This is a genomic window from Oribacterium sp. oral taxon 078 str. F0262 (assembly GCF_000160135.1).
Classification (GTDB): Bacteria; Bacillota; Clostridia; order Lachnospirales; family Lachnospiraceae; genus Oribacterium.
This window is the reverse complement of sequence record NZ_GG729935.1, coordinates 359,581-379,264: the sequence shown is the minus strand read 5'-3', so window position 1 is coordinate 379,264 and position 19,684 is coordinate 359,581. Positions and strand designations below refer to the sequence as shown.

17 protein-coding genes and 1 CRISPR repeat array are annotated in these 19,684 nt (G+C 50.9%); of the genes, 14 read left to right on the top strand and 3 right to left on the bottom strand.

The features are described from left to right. Positions 1-18 precede the first annotated feature (18 nt). From ilvD to GCWU000341_RS09070, 14 genes are all read left to right on the top strand, one after another. Entirely contained in the window at positions 19-1,695 is a 1,677-nt protein-coding gene (gene ilvD / locus GCWU000341_RS09140; protein ID WP_009215675.1) for a dihydroxy-acid dehydratase, read from the top strand. Between the two features lie 264 nt (positions 1,696-1,959). Then, positions 1,960-4,760: a CRISPR direct-repeat array (repeat unit 36 nt; unit sequence ATTTGAAGAACCGATATCCCCGAAGGGGACGGAAAC). Positions 4,761-5,030: 270 nt separating this feature from the next. Continuing rightward, on the top strand, positions 5,031-6,029 hold the full coding sequence (cas1, locus tag GCWU000341_RS09130) for a CRISPR-associated endonuclease Cas1 (RefSeq protein WP_009215665.1): 999 nt from the start codon (positions 5,031-5,033) through the stop codon (positions 6,027-6,029). 59 nt (positions 6,030-6,088) lie between these two features. Next, positions 6,089-6,352 carry a CRISPR-associated endonuclease Cas2 gene (cas2, locus tag GCWU000341_RS09125; RefSeq protein WP_242651655.1) on the top strand — a complete coding sequence of 88 codons (264 nt, stop codon included), beginning with the start codon at positions 6,089-6,091 and terminating at the stop codon, positions 6,350-6,352. 11 nt (positions 6,353-6,363) lie between these two features. Continuing rightward, entirely contained in the window at positions 6,364-7,728 is a 1,365-nt protein-coding gene (gene csm6, locus GCWU000341_RS09120; protein ID WP_040653953.1) for a type III-A CRISPR-associated CARF protein Csm6, read from the top strand. 158 nt (positions 7,729-7,886) lie between these two features. Beyond that, positions 7,887-8,675 carry a CRISPR system precrRNA processing endoribonuclease RAMP protein Cas6 gene (gene cas6, locus GCWU000341_RS09115; RefSeq protein ID WP_009215662.1) on the top strand — a complete coding sequence of 263 codons (789 nt, stop codon included), beginning with the start codon at positions 7,887-7,889 and terminating at the stop codon, positions 8,673-8,675. Further along, positions 8,629-11,019, top strand: a complete 2,391-nt coding sequence (cas10, locus tag GCWU000341_RS09110) for a type III-A CRISPR-associated protein Cas10/Csm1 (protein WP_009215661.1) — start codon at positions 8,629-8,631, stop codon at positions 11,017-11,019. The genes cas6 and cas10 overlap by 47 nt, the downstream gene beginning before the upstream one ends. After that, positions 10,997-11,470 carry a type III-A CRISPR-associated protein Csm2 gene (csm2, locus tag GCWU000341_RS09105; protein WP_009215660.1) on the top strand — a complete coding sequence of 158 codons (474 nt, stop codon included), beginning with the start codon at positions 10,997-10,999 and terminating at the stop codon, positions 11,468-11,470. Before cas10 ends, csm2 begins: the two co-directional genes overlap by 23 nt. A 15-nt stretch (positions 11,471-11,485) precedes the next feature. Next, a complete protein-coding gene (csm3, locus tag GCWU000341_RS09100; protein WP_009215659.1) occupies positions 11,486-12,223 on the top strand; it encodes a type III-A CRISPR-associated RAMP protein Csm3 in 738 nt (245 codons plus the stop codon). Next, entirely contained in the window at positions 12,220-13,137 is a 918-nt protein-coding gene (gene csm4, locus GCWU000341_RS09095; protein ID WP_009215658.1) for a type III-A CRISPR-associated RAMP protein Csm4, read from the top strand. The genes csm3 and csm4 overlap by 4 nt, the downstream gene beginning before the upstream one ends. Further along, positions 13,134-14,285 (top strand): type III-A CRISPR-associated RAMP protein Csm5, encoded by a 1,152-nt coding sequence (gene csm5 / locus GCWU000341_RS09090; protein WP_009215657.1) that lies wholly within the window; start codon positions 13,134-13,136, stop codon positions 14,283-14,285. Before csm4 ends, csm5 begins: the two co-directional genes overlap by 4 nt. Positions 14,286-14,439: 154 nt before the next feature. Next, positions 14,440-14,676 carry a hypothetical protein gene (locus GCWU000341_RS09085; RefSeq protein ID WP_009215656.1) on the top strand — a complete coding sequence of 79 codons (237 nt, stop codon included), beginning with the start codon at positions 14,440-14,442 and terminating at the stop codon, positions 14,674-14,676. A gap of 271 nt (positions 14,677-14,947) precedes the next feature. Beyond that, positions 14,948-15,226, top strand: coding sequence for a hypothetical protein (locus tag GCWU000341_RS12730; protein ID WP_009215654.1), 279 nt, complete (start codon positions 14,948-14,950; stop codon positions 15,224-15,226). 190 nt (positions 15,227-15,416) lie between these two features. Continuing rightward, entirely contained in the window at positions 15,417-15,683 is a 267-nt protein-coding gene (locus GCWU000341_RS09075; protein WP_009215653.1) for a type II toxin-antitoxin system RelB/DinJ family antitoxin, read from the top strand. Next, positions 15,676-15,945 (top strand): Txe/YoeB family addiction module toxin, encoded by a 270-nt coding sequence (locus GCWU000341_RS09070; RefSeq protein ID WP_009215652.1) that lies wholly within the window; start codon positions 15,676-15,678, stop codon positions 15,943-15,945. The genes GCWU000341_RS09075 and GCWU000341_RS09070 overlap by 8 nt, the downstream gene beginning before the upstream one ends. Before the next feature lie 501 nt (positions 15,946-16,446). Here the strand turns inward: GCWU000341_RS09070 and GCWU000341_RS09065 are convergent. The 3 genes from GCWU000341_RS09065 to GCWU000341_RS09055 are packed head-to-tail and all read right to left on the bottom strand — an operon-like array spanning position 16,447 to position 19,551. After that, positions 16,447-17,427 (bottom strand): ABC transporter ATP-binding protein, encoded by a 981-nt coding sequence (locus GCWU000341_RS09065; RefSeq protein WP_009215651.1) that lies wholly within the window; start codon positions 17,425-17,427, stop codon positions 16,447-16,449. Between the two features lie 17 nt (positions 17,428-17,444). Then, positions 17,445-18,476: an ABC transporter ATP-binding protein gene (locus tag GCWU000341_RS09060; protein WP_009215650.1), complete on the bottom strand. Its 1,032-nt coding sequence runs from the start codon at positions 18,474-18,476 to the stop codon at positions 17,445-17,447. Next, positions 18,469-19,551, bottom strand: a complete 1,083-nt coding sequence (locus tag GCWU000341_RS09055; protein ID WP_009215649.1) for an ABC transporter permease — start codon at positions 19,549-19,551, stop codon at positions 18,469-18,471. Before GCWU000341_RS09055 ends, GCWU000341_RS09060 begins: the two co-directional genes overlap by 8 nt. Between the last annotated feature and the right edge of the window lie 133 nt (positions 19,552-19,684).

Below are 19,684 nucleotides of genomic sequence, written 5' to 3'. Positions count from 1 at the left end.
AGATAAAGGAGATTTCTGATGAACAGTGATAAGGTACGGGAGGGAATCCAGCAGGCGCCGCACAGGAGTCTGTTCAACGCACTCGGCTATACGAAGGAGGAGATGCGGAAGCCGATGATCGGCGTGGTCTGCTCCTACAACGAGATCGTGCCGGGACATATGAATCTGGACAAGATCGCGGATGCGGTGAAACTCGGCATCGCGGAGGCCGGGGGGATGCCGGTGCTCTTCCCCGCGATCGCGGTCTGCGACGGCATCGCGATGGGGCATGTCGGCATGAAATATTCCCTTGTGACGAGGGATCTGATCGCGGATTCGACGGAGTGCATGGCGAGGGCGCATCAGTTCGACGGACTTGTGATGATTCCGAACTGCGATAAAAATGTCCCGGGCCTCCTCATGGCGGCCGCGCGGGTCAACATCCCCACTGTCTTCGTCTCGGGCGGCCCCATGCTCGCCGGGCATGTGAGGGGCAGGAAGCGCTCTCTCTCCTCGATGTTCGAGGCGGTGGGGAGCTATGAGGCGGGGAAGATGTCCCTCGAGGAGCTTCGCTGCTACGAGGAAAATGTCTGCCCGACCTGCGGATCCTGCTCCGGCATGTATACCGCAAACTCGATGAACTGCCTGACGGAGGCGATCGGCATGGGACTCCCTGGAAACGGCACGATCCCCGCGGTCTACTCCTCCCGGATCCGCCTCGCGAAGGAGGCGGGCTACGCAATTATGAAGATGGTCGGTGAGAATATCCGCCCGCGGAACATCATGACGGAGGATGCCTTCCGGAACGCGCTGACGGTCGATATGGCGCTCGGCTGCTCCACCAATACGATGCTCCACCTCCCCGCGATCGCCCATGAGTGCGGCATCGAGCTTGACATGGAGTATGCCAACGAGATCTCGGACCGCACGCCGAACCTCTGCCACCTCGCCCCGGCCGGACCCGCCTATATGGAGGATCTCAACGAGGCGGGCGGCATCTACGCCGTCATGAAGGAGCTCAGCAAGAGGGATCTCCTCCGGCTGGACGGGATCACCGTCACGGGGAAGAGCATGAAGGAGAATATCCGCGCCGCGGTGAACCGGGACCCGGAGATCATCCGCCCGATCGAAAATCCGTTCCTGCCAAACGGCGGCATCGCGGTCCTGAAGGGGAATCTCGCGCCGGATACCGGCATCGTGAAGCGCTCCGCCGTCGCACCGGAGATGATGCAGCACGAAGGCCCGGCCCGCGTCTTCGACTGTGAGGAGGATGCGATCGAGGCGATCAAGGGCGGCAGAATCCACGAGGGAGACGTCGTCGTGATCCGCTACGAGGGCCCGAAGGGCGGCCCTGGAATGCGGGAGATGCTGAATCCGACCTCCGCGATCGTCGGCATGGGACTCGGCAGCACAGTCGCGCTGATCACGGACGGTCGCTTCTCCGGTGCCTCCCGCGGAGCGGCGATCGGCCATGTCTCTCCGGAGGCCGCGGTCGGCGGACCGATCGCGCTGGTGGAAGAGGGAGACATCATCTCCATCGACATCCCCGGAAACCGACTTAACATGAAGGTCTCAGAGGAAGAGCTCGCAAAAAGGAGAGCCGCGTGGAAGCCGAGAAAACCGAAAGTCACGGACGGCTACCTCGCCCGCTACCAGGCGCTCGTCACGAGCGGAAACCGCGGTGCAATCCTGGAGCTTCCAAAGGGATGGGAGTGAGAGAGCGCGGGGGAAGATCCTGATACTTTCGGGATTTTTGTATCTTTTAAAGTACAATCCGCCGGATGGGAGGTCCTTCCTTCCCATCCGGAATCCCTGTATAATATTTTGGAGAGGAGAAAAGCAGGCTTTTGCGCCGCAATAGGAAATATGCGGGGAAAGAGAGCTTTTCTCCAGCAGCAGGCAGTAAAAAATACAGAAAAATATTTTTGCGCCGCAAAACTGCATTTTCCACCGCATAAATGTTGCATCGCAGAGGACAGGATTTGAAGAACCGATATCCCCGAAGGGGACGGAAACGATATAGCCACCGCAGCACCACACAACGGCTTTGCCATTTGAAGAACCGATATCCCCGAAGGGGACGGAAACGGGCCAATCCTCACCAAACCGCTCGCGGTGTGCATTTGAAGAACCGATATCCCCGAAGGGGACGGAAACATACTATGTCTGGAGTAAGCAAGGCACAAAAAGAATTTGAAGAACCGATATCCCCGAAGGGGACGGAAACGTATACAGCGCCGCTCCCAGAGCCGGCGCTATCGCATTTGAAGAACCGATATCCCCGAAGGGGACGGAAACTGTGCGGTGTCGATCTTTGGCGGCGGGAGCCGCATTTGAAGAACCGATATCCCCGAAGGGGACGGAAACCCTTGCCTGCGAAACACTTGGCTCTGACGTTTCCATTTGAAGAACCGATATCCTCGAAGGGGACGGAAACCGGACCTATGAGATGAAAGAAGCGCCGATCATTATTTGAAGAACCGATATCCCCGAAGGGGACGGAAACCAGAGTTTCGGTGTCTTATATTATTGACACAAAGATTTGAAGAACCGATATCCCCGAAGGGGACGGAAACATTAGAAAATATATTGATGATGAGAAATATAAATTTGAAGAACCGATATCCCCGAAGGGGACGGAAACGGTGATTGCCGTCCGTATGATCGCGTCCCAAGTCAATTTGAAGAACCGATATCCCCGAAGGGGACGGAAACTCCCACGGCATAAGGCTTCGCATACCCAAAATCAAATTTGAAGAACCGATATCCCCGAAGGGGACGGAAACGATTTTATGAAAGATATCTATCAGCTCAGCATCATACCATTTGAAGAACCGATATCCCCGAAGGGGACGGAAACGTATTGAGAAGTTTCTTTATCTTACTTAGTGCATATTTGAAGAACCGATATCCCCGAAGGGGACGGAAACATTATCATATTTATTGCCATTCATAAATAAATAATCAATTTGAAGAACCGATATCCCCGAAGGGGACGGAAACTTTTATTTGGCAAGAAATATCTATTCCCTGCATCATCATTTGAAGAACCGATATCCCCGAAGGGGACGGAAACTTGGAAAATCGATAGCCTCCAAATGACAATAAATATATTTGAAGAACCGATATCCCCGAAGGGGACGGAAACTGTTGCCATTGAGTGTAACTTTCCTCATAGTGATACCCATTTGAAGAACCGATATCCCCGAAGGGGACGGAAACTGTCTTTCGCTAGAGCCCTCATGTAAGCGCTTTATATTTGAAGAACCGATATCCCCGAAGGGGACGGAAACAAGCTCTTTTCTCGTCATACTCTTTTCTCCTTTGATTTGAAGAACCGATATCCCCGAAGGGGACGGAAACTGCCTTACTTGTCTGATAAGGTGTTACAATCATCATTTGAAGAACCGATATCCCCGAAGGGGACGGAAACAGAGAAAAAGTCATCAGTCCATTCCCCAGGTTTTCATTTGAAGAACCGATATCCCCGAAGGGGACGGAAACTCAAACTCAACCTCCGGTTCATTTGTAAGAAGAGATTTGAAGAACCGATATCCCCGAAGGGGACGGAAACTTTCTTGTATCGAACGGTGCATAACCAATAGATACATTTGAAGAACCGATATCCCCGAAGGGGACGGAAACAAGACGGCGGAGGAGCTTAAGGAGAGTTTCCGGAAGATTTGAAGAACCGATATCCCCGAAGGGGACGGAAACGAACGAATTGGATAGAATTATAGATGACTTTGTTAATTATTTGAAGAACCGATATCCCCGAAGGGGACGGAAACGCTGTAGGAAAAGCTGCATACATGTATCTAAAAGAATTTGAAGAACCGATATCCCCGAAGGGGACGGAAACCTTTTCCGATGATACCGTTATCTGCGGTTATTCCATTTGAAGAACCGATATCCCCGAAGGGGACGGAAACGGCTATACATATCTTGATGCTCTACTCTAGATACCTATTTGAAGAACCGATATCCCTGAAGGGGACGGAAACGTCCACCCAGTCCTTACAAAACGCAGTAAGGATCTCATTTGAAGAACCGATATCCCCGAAGGGGACGGAAACCAGGATCAGACTTTCGATCAGATCCATAAATTCCAATTTGAAGAACCGATATCCCCGAAGGGGACGGAAACTTCCTTCATCATATTACTAATCTCCCTTCTTCTATTTGAAGAACCGATATCCCCGAAGGGGACGGAAACAAGGAGGAAATTTATATGGCGTTTCATTTTGATATTTGAAGAACCGATATCCCCGAAGGGGACGGAAACGATAGACTAACAATGTTATGAAACACTTCTAATATATTTGAAGAACCGATATCCCCGAAGGGGACGGAAACGGAGTTGCCAGGATTTGATACCGTTCCATAAGGGCATTTGAAGAACCGATATCCCCGAAGGGGACGGAAACGAAGTTAAACACGATGTAATTACCGTTCGGAACGATTTGAAGAACCGATATCCCCGAAGGGGACGGAAACCAGATAGCGCATCCAATACCACTAACTTTGTCCATCATATTTGAAGAACCGATATCCCCGAAGGGGACGGAAACTGATACAGAAAAGAACAAACATCATGACAGGAACCATTTGAAGAACCGATATCCCCGAAGGGGACGGAAACATGATCAAAGATTCTGGAAAAATCTTCTTCATCAAATTTGAAGAACCGATATCCCCGAAGGGGACGAAAACATTATCATAATCATTTGTCCTCCTTTGGACTCATTTGAAGAACCGATATCCCCGAAGGGGACGAGAATCCAGAACCAGACGGCGATTTTATAGCCTAGAATTTTGTGGGGCCATTATCGTTGTAAAGAATGAGGCAAAAAGACCTTGTTGGAAATGTCTCTCTGGATGACGGCTGATTGAGTGGACATTATAACTTTACGGTGGGAGGATAGGATATGAGGGAAATATGAATGTTATGACTTGGCAGCTAATGGCGCCGGAAGCAGGGATGAAGGCGCGGGAAGAGAGAAAATGTTCTTAGGAGATATGGAAGAGTTTCAGCTTATGGGGAAAGAAATATGAGTTATCTGTATGTATGCGAGCAGGGAGCCGTGATTGGCTGTGAGGCCAATCGCTTTCAGGTCTGCTATAAGGATGGGATGCTGAAGTCCGTACCGGGAGAGACGCTGGAGGTAATCGAAATTTTTGGAAAAGTACAGTTGACGACGCAGTGCATGACAGAATGTTTGAAGAGGGGAATCACTGTGCTTTTTTATTCGTCAAACGGTGCTTATTATGGTCGGCTCATTTCTACGAATCATGTCAACGTGGCGAGACAGCGCAGTCAGGCGGCGCTAAAGGAGGAATTTAAGGCGGGACTTGCCAGAAGGATTATCCGGGCAAAGATCAGGAATCAGACGGTGATCCTGAGGAGATATGCCAGAAAACAGGCGGCAGCAGTAGAGGGTACTGTATCAGAGATGCTTCGGCTGGCGGAAAAATTGGATTGGACAGGAGATACGGAGAAGATCATGGGATATGAAGGAATGGCCGCCAGAGTCTACTTCGCTGCGCTGGGAGGCCTGGTGGACAGGGAGTTTTGCTTTAAGGGGAGGAGCAAAAGGCCGCCGAAAGACCCGTTTAATTCTCTGATCAGCCTCGGATATTCCATTCTCTTGGGAGAAATCTATGGAAAGCTCGAGGGAAAGGGACTGAATCCGTACTTTGGAGTCCTGCATAAGGATCGGGAGAAACATCCTACATTGGCAAGTGATCTGATGGAGGAGTGGCGGGCTGTGCTGGTGGATTCTACTGCGATGAGCATACTGAACGGCCACGAACTTCATCGAGAGGATTTCTTCCGGGATGAAGAAACGGGGGCAGTCCTTCTTGTAAAGGATGCGTTTAAGGAATATCTGAGGAAGCTGGAGGCAAAGCTGCACACAGATATGAAATATCTGTCTTACGTGGATTATCGCGTAAATTTCCGCTCTGCGCTGGATCTACAGGTGGACAGGCTGGCAAAGGCAATTGAGAGCGAGAATCCGGATCTGTACCAGCCCATTTGTATTCGGTGAATGCCATGGAAGATTATTTTTGGAATACGGAAGAATGCAGACACAGCGGGAAGTTGTTTGTGCTAATCATTTATGATATCGTAAGCAACAGGCGCAGAAATAAATTTGCAAAGTGCCTGAACGGCTATGGATTCCGGGTTCAGAAATCGGCTTTTGAAGCACTGATAGAAAAAAGACTGTTTCTGAAGCTGCAAAAGGAGATTCCGCAGTTGATTGATCCGTCCGCGGACAGTGTCCGGATTTACCGCATGACGGGCTACGGCGAGGTAGATCTCTACGGCGTTAATACAGAGATCAAAGCGGATGACATCATGATTCTTTAGAAAGGAAGGCTATGGGAAGGAAGCTTTTATTTTCACCTTTGGGAGGGACGGACCCTATTTCCAATACGAATATGTACGACGGAGCCATGCTTCATATCGTCCGGCATTACAGGATAGACAAGGTCTATCTCTATATGTCAAGGGAGATCATCCAATACCAGGAGGCAGATGAAAGGTATACGTACTGTCTGAAAAAACTGGGAGAATTGCAGAATCGGGAGATCGAATATGAGCTGATCCGCCGCCCGGAACTGGTAGAGGTACAGGATTTTGAGATTTTCTACCGGGAATTCAAGGAAGAGATTGATAAGATCAGAAAGGAGATGGGAGAGGACGATGAACTGATTCTGAATCTCTCCTCGGGGACCCCGGCGATGAAATCCTGGCTTCTCGTGATTCGGACGATGAACGAGCTCTCTTGCAAAGCAGTGCAGGTGGTGACGCCGGACCGAGCCATGAATGAGCATCGGCACAAGGACTATCAGGTAAAGGAGCTCTGGGAGCTGGATCCGGACAATGAAGGGGGAGCGGAAAATCGCTGCAGGGAGGTTCCTTGCCCCTCTCTTTCCAGAGTGCGGCAGGAGGTCAATATCCGAAAGCTGATTCGAGAGTATGATTATCATGCGGCGCTTGAGCTGGCAGCTGAGCTAAAGGACCATGAAAAACCCTATATGAAGCTGATTCGAGTCGCAGAGGAGAGGGAGCTCCTGGATATGGATGCCGTCGAAAAGAAACTTGAGACGAATCATCTGAAGGGTCTATATCGCCTGCCGATTAGAAAGGGAGAGAAACGGGACATCTTTGAGTATGCCCTCGTGATGCAGATTCGACTTCGGAGAGGAGAATACGCGGATTTTATCCGCGCCATCAGCCCGATCCTCTATCGGCTTTATAAGAGAATCATGAAGAAGCTCGGGATATGCTTGGAGGAGTATGTCAGCGGGACAGAGACAAAGACTGTCTGGGACCGTGAAAAACTGTCAGGGGATATGGCGGGCAAAGAAATTTTAAAAATCTTAGAGGGAGCGTACAAGTCCGGAGATGGATTCCGCTTCGGAAATGTGTATCCGGTCCATATGCAAAAAATTATCCAGGCAAAGTCTGATGATAAAGAGTTGAAAAAGCTGGTGGGTGAGCTTCGCGAAGCGGAGGAAAAGGTCAGGAATCAGGCGGCGCATCAGATTGTCTCCGTAAATAAAAAGACAATTCGGGAATGGATGGAAAAGGAGGGCTGTAAAGATCGCGATGCGGAATGGATCATGGATGGGATCAAAAAGGCTATCGGATATGCCGAAATCATAGATATTGCCAACAAAGAAGTCTGGAATTCCTATGATCAGATGAATGAGGTGATTATACGGCTGATGGATGAGTGAGAAGCAGCGGGGTATTTGATTTTCAGGGACTTTTCTTAAAGGAAAGCCCCTGTTTTTTACGATAATATATATACCGTATAAACGAAATATAAATTTTACTTTACAAATATATGAAATTATTCCATAATAAATGAGGATAGAAGGAGGGAAAGAGAGAAATGCTGGCGAGATTGGAGTTGAAACTCGGAGGGACGGAGCCGCTTTCCTATCAGATGACTTCTTCCTTTCATGGTGCCTTGATGGAGCTTCTTCCGGAATATGCGGCCGAGCTGCATGAGTCCAGACTGCATCCCTATACACAGCACCTGGAACGGAGGGAGAGCGGTTGGTATTGGGTGGTCACAGCCCTCAATGATCTGGCTGTCTCTGAAATCATGGAGAAGGCCCTTCGTTCGTTGGATGAGATTCGGATCCGATCGCATCAGCTCAGGATTCCGATCCTGGGAAGAGAATATCGGGAGCTGAGTGATCGGGAATTCAGTGCCTCTTTTTACCAGGGGGAGGGAGGACGCTATATCGGACTTCAGTTTGTGACGCCGACTGCCTTTAAACAAAATGGAAGGTATCTCAATTTCCCGGATCTTAGATTCATGTTTCTGAATCTGATGAATAAGTATGATGCGGCGATATCAGACAGCAGCATGAGGGATGATGAGGTGCTGGAGCAGCTCTTGAATGGGGCGAGTCTGCATCGCTATGAGCTTCGAAGCACGGTTTTTAGCCTGGAGGGTGTCAGGATTCCGGCTTTTCTCGGGAAAATGGTCCTGAAGATCAGTGGCACGCAGACGATGGCGAATTTTGCGAGGATGCTCTTTTTGTTTGGAAGCTATTCCGGGATCGGCATCAAGACAGCGCTTGGAATGGGGGCCATCCGGATTTCAGAAGAAAGGAAGACAGGTCATGAAGGAGGAGCAGCTCAGGCTGAGCATAGGAAGTCTTTTGCATGATATCGGAAAGATAGTATATTCCGGGGATGGTAAGCAGAGGAATCCCTCCCGGGCCGGGGCGGAGCTTTTGAAGAGGCTGCAGCCATCGCTGGATTCAGGGATTTTGGATTGCGTTTTCTCACACGATAGAGAAATGCTGCGGGATTCTGAGCTGGAGCAGGACAATCCGGCTTATCTTTGCTGTCTGGCAAAGCAGGTGGCCGCGGCGGTGGACCGAAGGAAAGGCGGAGAGAGGGAGGAGGAATTTGACCAAAGCCTTCCGCTTCGCAGCATTTTCAATCGTCTGAATGGGAAAAACGGCAATGCGCATTATGAGAGAGTGCTTCTGAATCCGAAGGCCGGGATTCCGTATCCGACGGAGGAGGCATTCCGGAGCGATGCCGGATTTTTTCAGGAGGCAGAGGGACGGCTGGAGCGGGTGCTCAAGGACTTTACGCTGTCGGAAGAATATCTTTATTCCCTGCTCTCTGTGCTGGAGGAGATTCTTTCGTATCTTCCCTTGGACACGAAAAAGAGGGAAGATACAGATATCTCCCTCTATGATCATGTTAAGATGACAGCGGCTGTTGCTGAATGCCTTTTCCAGGCGCTGGAGAGCAGAGGGATCCGGGATTACCGCTCCTATGTGCTGGAGCAGGAGGAGAGAGCGTGGGAGGACAGGAATTTTCTGCTCTTTTCCATGGATGTCTCCGGAATCCAGGATTTTATCTATACGATCAGCAGCGAGGGAGCTTTAAAGGGGCTTCGCGCAAGGAGTTTCTATCTGGAGCTTCTCATGGAGCATGTGATTGATGAAATGCTGCAAAGGCTATCACTTTCTCGTTCTGTGCTGATCTATGCGGGAGGAGGGCACAGCTATCTCCTGCTTCCAAATACGGAGCAATGCAAGAAGGAACTGAATGAGCTTCAGAAGGAGCTGAATCATTGGTTTATGGAGCAGTTCGGAGTGGCCCTCTACATGGCTTGCGGCTACGCGGAATGCAGCGCAAAGCAGCTGAGAAATGAGCCGGATGGGGCTTACCGGGTGATGTTTTTGCAACTGTCAAGAGAGATCTCAGAGCAAAAGAGCCATCGTTATACGGTATCGGATATCTTAAGCCTGAATCGGCAGAAGCGAAGGGGCGAGCGGGAATGCGAGATCTGCCGCAGGATGGAGAAGCTGGACGATCATGGGCATTGTCCTATCTGCCGGGCTCTCCTTGGCATGTCCAATAAAATTCTGGAGGAGGAGTATTTCTTAATCTTCCGGGAGGACGTCCCTTATCCGGATGCACTGCCGCTTCCCTATGGGAAGGCTTTGGTGGCGGGGAGCAGGGAATTCTTGGAGAGGGAAAAATGCCGGGACGGTTATATCAGGAGCTATCGGAAAAATCAGATCCAGGTTCAAAAGGATGTGACGGCGAAGCTTTGGGTCGGAGATTATCACAGTAAGGATACTTTTGAGGATCTGGCCAAAGAAGCAGAGGGGATCGAGCGGATCGCGGTGTTTCGGGGAGATGTGGATAATCTGGGGCACAGCTTTGTCAATGGCTTTCATTCAGAGGAGCTTGGGAGCCGGTATGAAACCTTGTCGCGGACCGCGGCGCTTTCCAGACAGCTTTCCCTTTTTTTTAAGTGTGAGGTCAACCGGATTTTGGAAGAGGGGAGCTCGGATAGTCTGAAATGCCGGAAACGAAAGAAGAGGGAGGAGAAGAGACGGGATGTCAGTATCGTTTATTCCGGAGGGGATGATATCTTTCTCGTGGGAGCATGGAATGATGTTCTGGAGGCGTCTATTGATATTCATACTGCTTTTCTCCGCTTCACGGAGGGGAGTCTGAGCCTGTCCGGAGGGATCGGAATCTACCGCCCTGGATATCCGATCAATCGCATCGCGCTGGAGACGGCAGAGCTTGAGGACTATGCAAAAAGGGCAGCGGATCCGGGGAGTGCCGGAAAGGGGGCCGGGAAAAGGGAAAAGAATGCGCTCACCCTTTTCGAAGAGGAGGGACGTTACTTCTGGGAGGATTTCACGGGAAGCGTGCTGGGGGAGAAATATCGGAAGATAGAGGAGTACTTCTCCTTGACGAAAAACCATGGCAAGGCATTCCTCTATCATATCCTGGAGTTGCTTCGCTCTGAAGATAGGATCAATCGAGCCAGATTCGTTTACTTTCTATCGAGAATGGAGCCGGAGGAGGGAGAAGGAGCAGAGGAGGCTGAAGCTTACCGGAGCTTTTCAGGGGAGATGTATCGGTGGATTGGGGAGCGTGAGGACAGGAGACAGCTGATTACAGCGATTTGCCTTTACATTTATAGAAGCAGAGAAAGGGAGGAGAGGAATGGCGGATATGAAAATGAATAATGGAGAAAAAAATTATCGGAAAAATCCGGAGCAGAACTCCTATGGGAGAACGGGACAGCAGGAAGTTCACCGGAATATCGATGTGAAAAACTATGTGGATGAGGCGGAGAAAGTTATTAAAGCACTCATAGAGAGAAAGAGCAAGAAAAACATGATTTCTACATCCAAGCTTCGGAATCTGCTTTCGATGTCCTCCGATATATATAATGAGATTTTGATGGAGAAGGGTTCCTCCCTCTCAAAGACGATCGAAGCGAAAATTTGTTATATGAGGGTGCGCTTTTACTATGAGGCAGGCAGAGAGGAGAGTGTAAAAGCTTTTTTGAATGAAGCGGATGCCTTTGAGCAGATTAAGAAGATAGAAGGAAGCAGGGAAAAGTTCTTCTTCTTCCATCATTATCTGGAATCACTTGTGGCATTTCATAGATATTATGTCGAAAAAAATGATTAAGCGGGGGAAACGATCATGTTCGCAAAGATAGAGATCAGTGGAACAATGAAGCTTGTCACAGGGACACATATTGGGGCGAGTGATGCTTTTACGGCGATCGGCGCTGTGGATTCTCCGGTCATCCGGGATGCCCGCACGATGGAGCCCATGATCCCCGGGAGCAGTCTGAAGGGGAAGCTCCGCAGTCTACTGGCAAAGCGCTACAATAGGGATCCGTTTGACCCACCAGATCGGGATAATGCGGAACTGAAAAGTCTGTTTGGTTTTGCGAGGAAGAATGAGGGAGGTGAAAGGAAAGGAGAAGAGAAGGAAAATGAGGAGAATGGTAGAGCAAGAGCGGGGCGTCTTCTTTTTTCCGACATGTTTCTATCAAATGGGGCGGAACTCTCAGAGCTCGGGATCCATTGTACAGAGATCAAATTTGAAAATACGATCAACAGACTAAGTGCAATGGCGAATCCCCGGCAGATTGAACGGGTGATCCGCGGGACGGAATTCGGCCTGTCTTTGATCTATGAGCCGGAGCAAAGGGAGAAAGGCTCCGAAGCTGAGGATGAGAAGAGGATTCTGAGAGATTTCGAGCTTATCAAAGAGGGATTTAGGCTTTTGCAGTATGACTATTTGGGGGGGCATGGTTCCCGAGGTTACGGGAAGGTGCGTTTTGAAGGCCTTAAGGCGGAGACGGTAGTGGGCGAACTGAGATCGGAAATTATAGAGCAGTGCAATCATCTTCTGGGAGAGAGCTTGCTATGAAGCATCTGATATACAGACTAAGGTTTAGCACTTCGGTCCATTTCGGGAGGGGAATGCTGAGCGAGAGTGCATTCTGCTTCTCGGCGGACACCTTGTTTTCGGCATTTTACATCGAAGCCCTAAAGTTAGGGCGGGAGGAAGAACTCTACAGCGCGGTAAAAAGCGGAGCTCTATGCTTTTCGGACGCCTTTCCTTTTCTGAGGGAGCGGTATTTCCTTCCGAAGCCGATGTTCTATGTAGAATCGAAAGCTCCGGGAGACAGCAAGGAAAAAAAGCGTTTTAAAAAGATTCAATATATCCCGGCAGAGCTTTTGGAGGACTTTTTTCGAGGAGAGCTTCATGCGGAGCACTGCGATCTCGGTGAGCTGGGAGAGGAGAGCAGCCAGATGCGGGCCGCCGTCAGTCGATCTGGAGATGATACACGTCCATACTGTGTCGGCGATTTCTTTTTCCGGGAGGGAAATGGCCTCTATCTGATTTTTGCTTTAGAGTCGAATAGAGAGGAGAAACTCATAGAAATTCTATTTCAGAGCCTTTCCTACAGCGGGATCGGCGGGAAACGTTCCAGCGGGAAGGGGAGATTTTCTTATGAGAGAAGAGAGCTTTCGGAGGAGCTTCAGGATGCCATGATGCGGGAAGGAAAGCGTTATATGCTTCTTTGCTCTGCCCTGCCCAGAGAAGTGGAACTGGAGAGTGCTCTTGAGGGTGCATCCTATCTCCTTCAGAAGCGGTCTGGCTTCATCCTTTCAGAGAATTTTTCACCGGAACAGCAAAAGAAACGGGATCTCTATACCTTCCGGTCCGGGTCCTGCTTCCGGCATCGTTTTCAGGGCGTAGTATATCTGGTCAATGAGGGAGGCGCTCATCCGGTCTATCGCTATGCGAGAGGATTGTTTCTGGGGGTAGGAGGATGAAGGACTATCTGAAGTATTACAGGATCAGGATTACGGCTCTGTCTCCGATCTATGTGGGAGACGGAAAATTGATCGGGAAAAAGGAATATATCCGAAGGAATCGCCGGAGCAGGGGCTGGGGTACGGTGGAGATTCCAGATCCAAGAAAGATGCTTACCTGTCTCCGTCTCTTAAGCTGTGTGCAGGATTTTGAAAACTATATGTTGGATCAGGGGGGAAATGTACCAGATCTCTACCAATGGCTGCAGGCTCAGGGGATTTCGGAGGCCACGATTTCCTCATGGATACGATACTCCATGGATGCGGGGGATGTCTTTATTGGCCCGCGGAATGGGAGGAATAAAGGGATTGAGAGTTTTCAAAAGGATGCCTACGGAAAGCCCTATATTCCCGGAAGCAGTATAAAGGGGATGCTTCGGACTGCGCTCCTCGCGTGGGAGCTTGGAAAACAGAGAGAGAGCAATTCGGGAATCGAAAAGAGAGTTCGAAGAGCGGTGGAAGGTGGAAGAGGAAAGGGAGATGCTTTTCTTCGGAATCAGGCGGAAGATCTGGAGGTCAAAGTATTCCACCGTCCGGAGCGAAACAAGGAGAATCTGAAAGATGCAGTCAATTCCGTCATGGCGGGGCTAATTGTCGGTGACAGCGACACGATATCTGAAAAGCAGCTCTTGCTCTGCCAAAAAATTGATTATAGCTGTATCGGCGACAAGAAGAAGGAAAGGGCGTTTCCGATTCTCCGGGAGGCTCTGAAGCCGGGGACGGAGGTCTTTTTTGACCTGAGTATCGATGAAACTACCTTTCCTTACAGGATAGAGGATATTTTTGCTGCGTTAGATTTTTTCCAGGAATTATGTTATGAGCGTTTCTATAAGCGCTTTGGAAGAGGGAGGAAGGAGAGTGGACTTGTGTGGCTCGGGGGAGGAGTGGGATTTCTCTCAAAGACGGTGGTTTACGCGCTCTTCTCCCCGGAGGATGCACTTTATGTGACGGACCAAGTATTTAAAAAGACGGTCAAAACCTATAAAGAACATAAGCATGGAAACGATTTGCGCCTTGGGATTTCTCCGCATGTCTGTAAGTGTACACGCTATCAGGGAGAACTATGCGATATGGGGATGGGAAGGATTGAGCTGCTGAGGGGAGTTTGAATCGTAAGGATTCCTGGAGAGGGAATCTTAGATCAGTCATTCAGCAATATAAAATAGACCGGTACTGTATCAGGGACGAAGAATTCCGTAAGAGATCGGAATAATCAAAAAGAAAACGAAATTCTGATCCGGAGGATCGGAAGAGAGGCGGCGGATGAAGAAGAGAAAGTGGCCCCTGGTATTTTGGGGGAGGTGTGAGAATGTCGCCCGGAATTTAGAAAGTTTACTGCGGCAGAATGTGGAACAAGATATCGCGAATATTGCAAGTTATACCGTAGTTACATCGTCGTTTGTAATCGCGGCAGCAATTATTATTAAAGGATCAAAGAAGGCTGCTGATGTGGGGGCTGCTATTACGGAATTGTTTCGTTCGGGAAAGAACTTCTTGTAAAGCCGTTGACTTTAAGAGGAAGGGATCACCAGGCTTAGCCAGATCATCTCACCGCTGGTAAAGTAGGGACATTTGATCCATGAGTTCTATGTCACGTATCAGGATGAACTGATATGCAGTGAAAAGATACTAGATCTATGACTGTCTTCTGGAAGTCCGCAGCATTGATCTCCCCAGAAAAGCCCGGTTCTGTATCTGCCGCAAGAAAGTAGAATTCAAGGCCGACAAGGGCTGCATAGTCGGTCATTCCTACAAGGAATTCGAAGTCTTTATGGAGAAGAATCCGGTTACAACTGTTGTCCAGATGGATTCTGTGATTAGCACCATCGGCGGAAAGAGCTTGCTGACGATCCATTTCGTAGAATCATCCCAGATACTGGATTTCCTTAGGGATGTAAACACATCACAGCCCGTGATCGAAAACTTCGGACCGCTTGATTCCCAACTTGTTAAAGATCGGTTCAAGCAGTTGTTTTCCGTGATCGTTACAGACAACGGCAGCGAGTTCTCCAATTCGAAGAAGATTGAATGCCGGGACTATGTAGGATGATGGATCGTATCAATTTCTACAAACAAAAACGGAACGATTTACAAACAGGCATTTCGGGTTACAATTCAGCTCTCTGTATCCTTCTGGCCATTTGATAAGCTTCCTTTCTTTGCTTTTATAATACAATCGCTTGCTTCCGTATTCCTTTAGCGCTATAATAAAGTCAATTTAAGGAAAGGAGGGCCTCGTGATGGCACTGTCAACACTCACGGCACGCGTCGATGAGAAGGATAAACTCAGCTTTGACGCCTTTTGCTCATCCGTCGGTCTCACTTCGTCTGCCGCGATTAACATCTATGTGAAAGCTGTTCTGCGTGAAAGAAGGATACCGTTTGAGATCAGACAGGAAGATCCATTCTTCAGCGCCGAAAACCAGGCATATGTGCTGAAATCTGTCAATGAGCTCCGGGCGGGAAAAGGCAGTGCTCATGAGCTGATTGAAACTGACGATGACTGAGAAAATATGGTCTGATGACGCATGGGAGGATTATCTGTACTGGCAGACGCAGGATAAAAAGACTCTCAAGCGCATCAACCTTCTGATCAAGAACATCGAACGAAACGGCGCAATGAACGGTATCGGTGAACCGGAAGCCTTGAGGGGAAATCTGCAGGGTGAATTCAGCCGAAGGATCAATGCAAAAGATCGACTCGTTTACCATATCGAAGATGGGCGCATTTATATCGCTCACTGCCGCGGGCACTATGATGACAAATAAGAATGAATCCCTGTGAAGGCTGCTGCTTTCGCAGGGATTTCCTTTAGTTAGAAGGAATCCATGTTCTGTTGCGGAGTCGTATCGTATAAACCGGCGTCTCCTTGTCTCTTTTAGGTTCGCTTCACATGTCATAAATAGTTCTGATGGTCAAGAAGCTTCCGCTCGCTTCGGTGTATGCCAAGCTGCAGGCACCAAAGCAGCGAGGAAGAACTTTGATATGATTCAGATAATAACTGCCTTTAGAGCTTTATTCCTATTAAGCTAGGGATATCGAAAACAAAAAAGACGGGGGCTTCAGGCGCATTTAAAATACCGTCCTTCCCGCTGGGCCTTGGCTCCAACGGTTCACAGTCTGCCTTCCTGAAGCTTCCCGTCGAATAAATTATAGCAGATTCGGCGAGCGATGTTAATCATATTGCAGCAATATCAGTGTCAAATATTTTCATACTGCATGCGCCGATTTCCTGATGACAGCCATTCAAATCTGATGCTAGGATAAATTCAGCCGTTCTCCGAAGAGATTTCTTCCGCCCTGAGGCAGGAAACGAAGTGCGCGGGCGAGAGCTCCCGGAGCGCGGGTTTTTCCTCGCGGCAAAGCGGCTTTGCGAAGGGGCAGCGAGGGGCGAAGGGGCAGCCCGGCAGATTGTCCAGGGGGCTTGGGAGTTCCATTGAGAGGGGGAGGCGCTTTATGGCGCGGGCTTTTTCGGGGTCTGCGACGGGGCGGGCGGAGAGGAGGGCCCTGGTGTAGGGGTGGAGCGGCTTTTCATAGAGCTCGCGGCTCGGGGCCAGCTCCGCCAGTGAACCGAGGTACATGACGCCGATCCTGCTGCTGATGTAGCGCATCATGCTCAAGTCATGGGAGATGAAGAGGTAGGTGAAATGAAACTCCTCCTGGAGATCCTGGAGCATGTTGACGACCTGGGCCTGAATGGAGGCGTCGAGGGCGGCGATGGGTTCATCGCAGAGGATGAATTCGGGCTTCAGCATGAGAGCTCTTGCGATGCCGATCCTCTGGCGCTGTCCCCCGGAAAATTCGTAGGGGAAGCGCTGCGTGTCCTCCGGCTTCAGGCCGACCTTTTCGAGCATGGCTTCGATCCTCTCCTGCTTTTCCCGGGCGGAGAGGGGCTGAAAGCGGAGAGGCTCCGCGAGGATCTCCCCGATGTTCCAGTAGGCGTCCAGGGAGGAGTAGGGATCCTGAAAGATGATCTGCATCTCCTGCCGCCCGGGAGGGCTCTGGTGGATGTCCTTTCCCTTATAGAAAATCTCCCCGGCGGTCGGCTCGAGCATCCGGAGGATGAGACGCCCGAGCGTGGACTTTCCGCAGCCGGATTCTCCGACGAGACCGAAGGTCTCTCCGCGGTAGATCGAGAAGCTCACATCATTTACGGCCTTTACATCGCCGCGCTTCCCGCCGAGGAAGCTTCTGATCGGGAAATATTTTTTCAGCCCTCTGATCTCGAAGAGCTTTTCTGTCTGAAGCATGAAATCCCCCTTTTTGTTTAAGGATTGTGGCAGAAGAGCTCATGGCCTTCGCCAAGCGTCGTCCGTCCCGGGAGCTCCCGGAAGCAGCGCTCCTCCGCTTTTTCACAGCGGGGCGCGAAGGGGCAGCCCTTCGGAAGCTCCATAAGGGAGGGCGGGGAGCCCTCGATCGAGAGGAGGCGCTTTCCTTCTTCGATATCTCCACCGGGGACCGCGCGGAGGAGAGCCCTCGTGTAGGGATGTCCCGCGTGATAGAAGATGTCCTCCGCGCTGCCGCTCTCCATGATGAGGCCGCCGTAGAGGATCGCGATCCGCTGGCAGATCGAGGCGACGACTCCCATATCGTGGGTGATCAGAATGATGGAGCTTTGGAATTCCTTCCGAAGCTCGTCCAGGAGGGAGAGGATCTGGGCCTGGATCGTGACGTCGAGGGCGGTCGTCGGCTCGTCCGCGATGAGGAGCTTCGGACCGGAGCAAAGGGCCATCGCGATCAGGATCCTCTGCCGCATGCCGCCGGACAGCTCATGGGGATACTGGCGAAGGCGCTCCTCCGGGGCGGGGATGCCGACCTTTTTTAGGATGTCGAGAGAGCGCTCCCGGATCTCTGCCTTCGTCCGAAGCGCTGCATTTCTCCGAAGGACCTCCGCGAGCTGTCCTCCCACATTCATGAGGGGGTCCAGAGAGGTCATAGGGTCCTGGAAGATCATACTGACAGTTTTCCCGCATAGCTTTCTCCGCTCCGTCTCAGAGAGGGAGAGAAGCTCGAGATGGTCGAGGTGGATGCTGTCCGCTTCGACCCTCGCGTTTTCCGGAAGGAGATTCATGACGGCCTTCATGGCGACGGATTTTCCGGAGCCGGATTCTCCGACGAGGCCGAGGATTTCCCCGGGAGCAAGCTTCAGATCGATGCCGCGAACGGCCCGGAGCTTTTTGCCGCGGCTTTGAAAGGAGACGTGAAGGCCTCTGATCTCGAGGAGAGGAGAGCTGGCGCTGTCCTTCCGCTTCTCCGCCTCCTGTTCCTTCTGGATATTTTTCTCCGGGTTCTCACTCATCTTTTCCTCTTTTCTCGCTGGCTTCCCGCGCTGAGATCTCCGTTTCCTTTCTTTCGCTGGCTTCCCGCACTGGGATCTCCGCTTCTTCTCTTTCCTTGTCTTTCCGCGGGGGATTTTCTGCCCTTCCTTCCCCGCACTTTTCCTGTGCTGTCTCCTCGTTTCCGCTCTTTCCTCCGGCCTCCCGCGGCATATCCTCTTCCCCGGCGCGGACTCTCGGCTCCGCGAAGACACGGAGGATATCTCCCAGCTTATTAAAGGAGTAGACGGTCAGGATGATGAGAATCCCGGGGAGGAGCGCCATGTAGGGGGCGTTTTGCAGGTATTTCTGGGACTGCTGCAGGAGGGAGCCCCAGGAGGACATGGGCTGCTGGACGCCGAGCCCCAGGAAGGAGAGAGCGGATTCCGTCATGATCGCTCCCGCTATGGTGGAGGTCGAGGCGGTGATAATCGTGGAGAATACCGCGGGGAGGATGTGCCCCGTCATGACGGAGAGAGGGGGAATCCCGATGAAATCCGCATACTGGACGTATTCCCGGCCCTTTACGGCGAGCACCTCGGAGCGGACGATCCTCGCGATGTCCATCCAGGAGAAGATGCCGATAACTAAGATGATGGAGAGGAGACCCTTTTTAAAGAGGAGTCCGAAGACCGTCACCATAATGAGCCAGGGGATGGAGAGGAAGATATCGACGAGGCGCATGAAGAAGCCGTCGATAAGTCCTCCGAAATAGCCGGAGAGCATGCCGACGGTGACTCCGATCAGGACAGAGCACAGCATGGCGAGTACACCGACGAGGAGGGAGACCTGACCGCCGTAGAGTACGCGCGCAAAGTAATCCCGTCCCATGTTGTCGGTTCCGAACCAGTGCAGGGGGCTCGGGGGCTGGAGCTTATGGAGAACATCGATCTTATCGGGATCCAGGCCGCGGAAGAGGAAGACGAGGATGCTGATGAGGAAGATGAGGAGCAGGTAAGACGCGGCAAAAGCGGCCTGTCTGTCACTGCAAAACTCCAGCACAGCAGCCTCCATCCTTCTGTTCTTTGCCCGTCCTTCGGGCTGTTTGCTTTCTTTCATGCTTTTCCTCAGGGTCTTATAGATGCGTCCAATGTTGGACGGACAAACGATAGACAAGGGTGTCCGTCCGGAAGCCGAGTGCAGAAGTCTGCCATCATTATCTATGTGAATCTATGTGAACTTTTGCATTGCA

Coding starts and splice junctions, on each gene's coding strand:
- GCWU000341_RS09075 (WP_009215653.1), top strand. CDS start 15,417: ATGGCACTGTCAACACTCACGGCACGCGTCGATGAGAAGGATAAACTC.
- cas1 (WP_009215665.1), top strand. CDS start 5,031: ATGAGTTATCTGTATGTATGCGAGCAGGGAGCCGTGATTGGCTGTGAG.
- ilvD (WP_009215675.1), top strand. CDS start 19: ATGAACAGTGATAAGGTACGGGAGGGAATCCAGCAGGCGCCGCACAGG.
- GCWU000341_RS09055 (WP_009215649.1), bottom strand. CDS start 19,551: ATGAAAGAAAGCAAACAGCCCGAAGGACGGGCAAAGAACAGAAGGATG.
- csm4 (WP_009215658.1), top strand. CDS start 12,220: ATGAAGCATCTGATATACAGACTAAGGTTTAGCACTTCGGTCCATTTC.
- GCWU000341_RS09060 (WP_009215650.1), bottom strand. CDS start 18,476: ATGAGTGAGAACCCGGAGAAAAATATCCAGAAGGAACAGGAGGCGGAG.
- GCWU000341_RS09065 (WP_009215651.1), bottom strand. CDS start 17,427: ATGCTTCAGACAGAAAAGCTCTTCGAGATCAGAGGGCTGAAAAAATAT.
- csm2 (WP_009215660.1), top strand. CDS start 10,997: ATGGCGGATATGAAAATGAATAATGGAGAAAAAAATTATCGGAAAAAT.
- cas6 (WP_009215662.1), top strand. CDS start 7,887: ATGCTGGCGAGATTGGAGTTGAAACTCGGAGGGACGGAGCCGCTTTCC.
- csm5 (WP_009215657.1), top strand. CDS start 13,134: ATGAAGGACTATCTGAAGTATTACAGGATCAGGATTACGGCTCTGTCT.
- GCWU000341_RS09085 (WP_009215656.1), top strand. CDS start 14,440: ATGAAGAAGAGAAAGTGGCCCCTGGTATTTTGGGGGAGGTGTGAGAAT.
- cas10 (WP_009215661.1), top strand. CDS start 8,629: ATGAAGGAGGAGCAGCTCAGGCTGAGCATAGGAAGTCTTTTGCATGAT.
- csm3 (WP_009215659.1), top strand. CDS start 11,486: ATGTTCGCAAAGATAGAGATCAGTGGAACAATGAAGCTTGTCACAGGG.
- csm6 (WP_040653953.1), top strand. CDS start 6,364: ATGGGAAGGAAGCTTTTATTTTCACCTTTGGGAGGGACGGACCCTATT.
- GCWU000341_RS09070 (WP_009215652.1), top strand. CDS start 15,676: ATGACTGAGAAAATATGGTCTGATGACGCATGGGAGGATTATCTGTAC.
- GCWU000341_RS12730 (WP_009215654.1), top strand. CDS start 14,948: ATGGAGAAGAATCCGGTTACAACTGTTGTCCAGATGGATTCTGTGATT.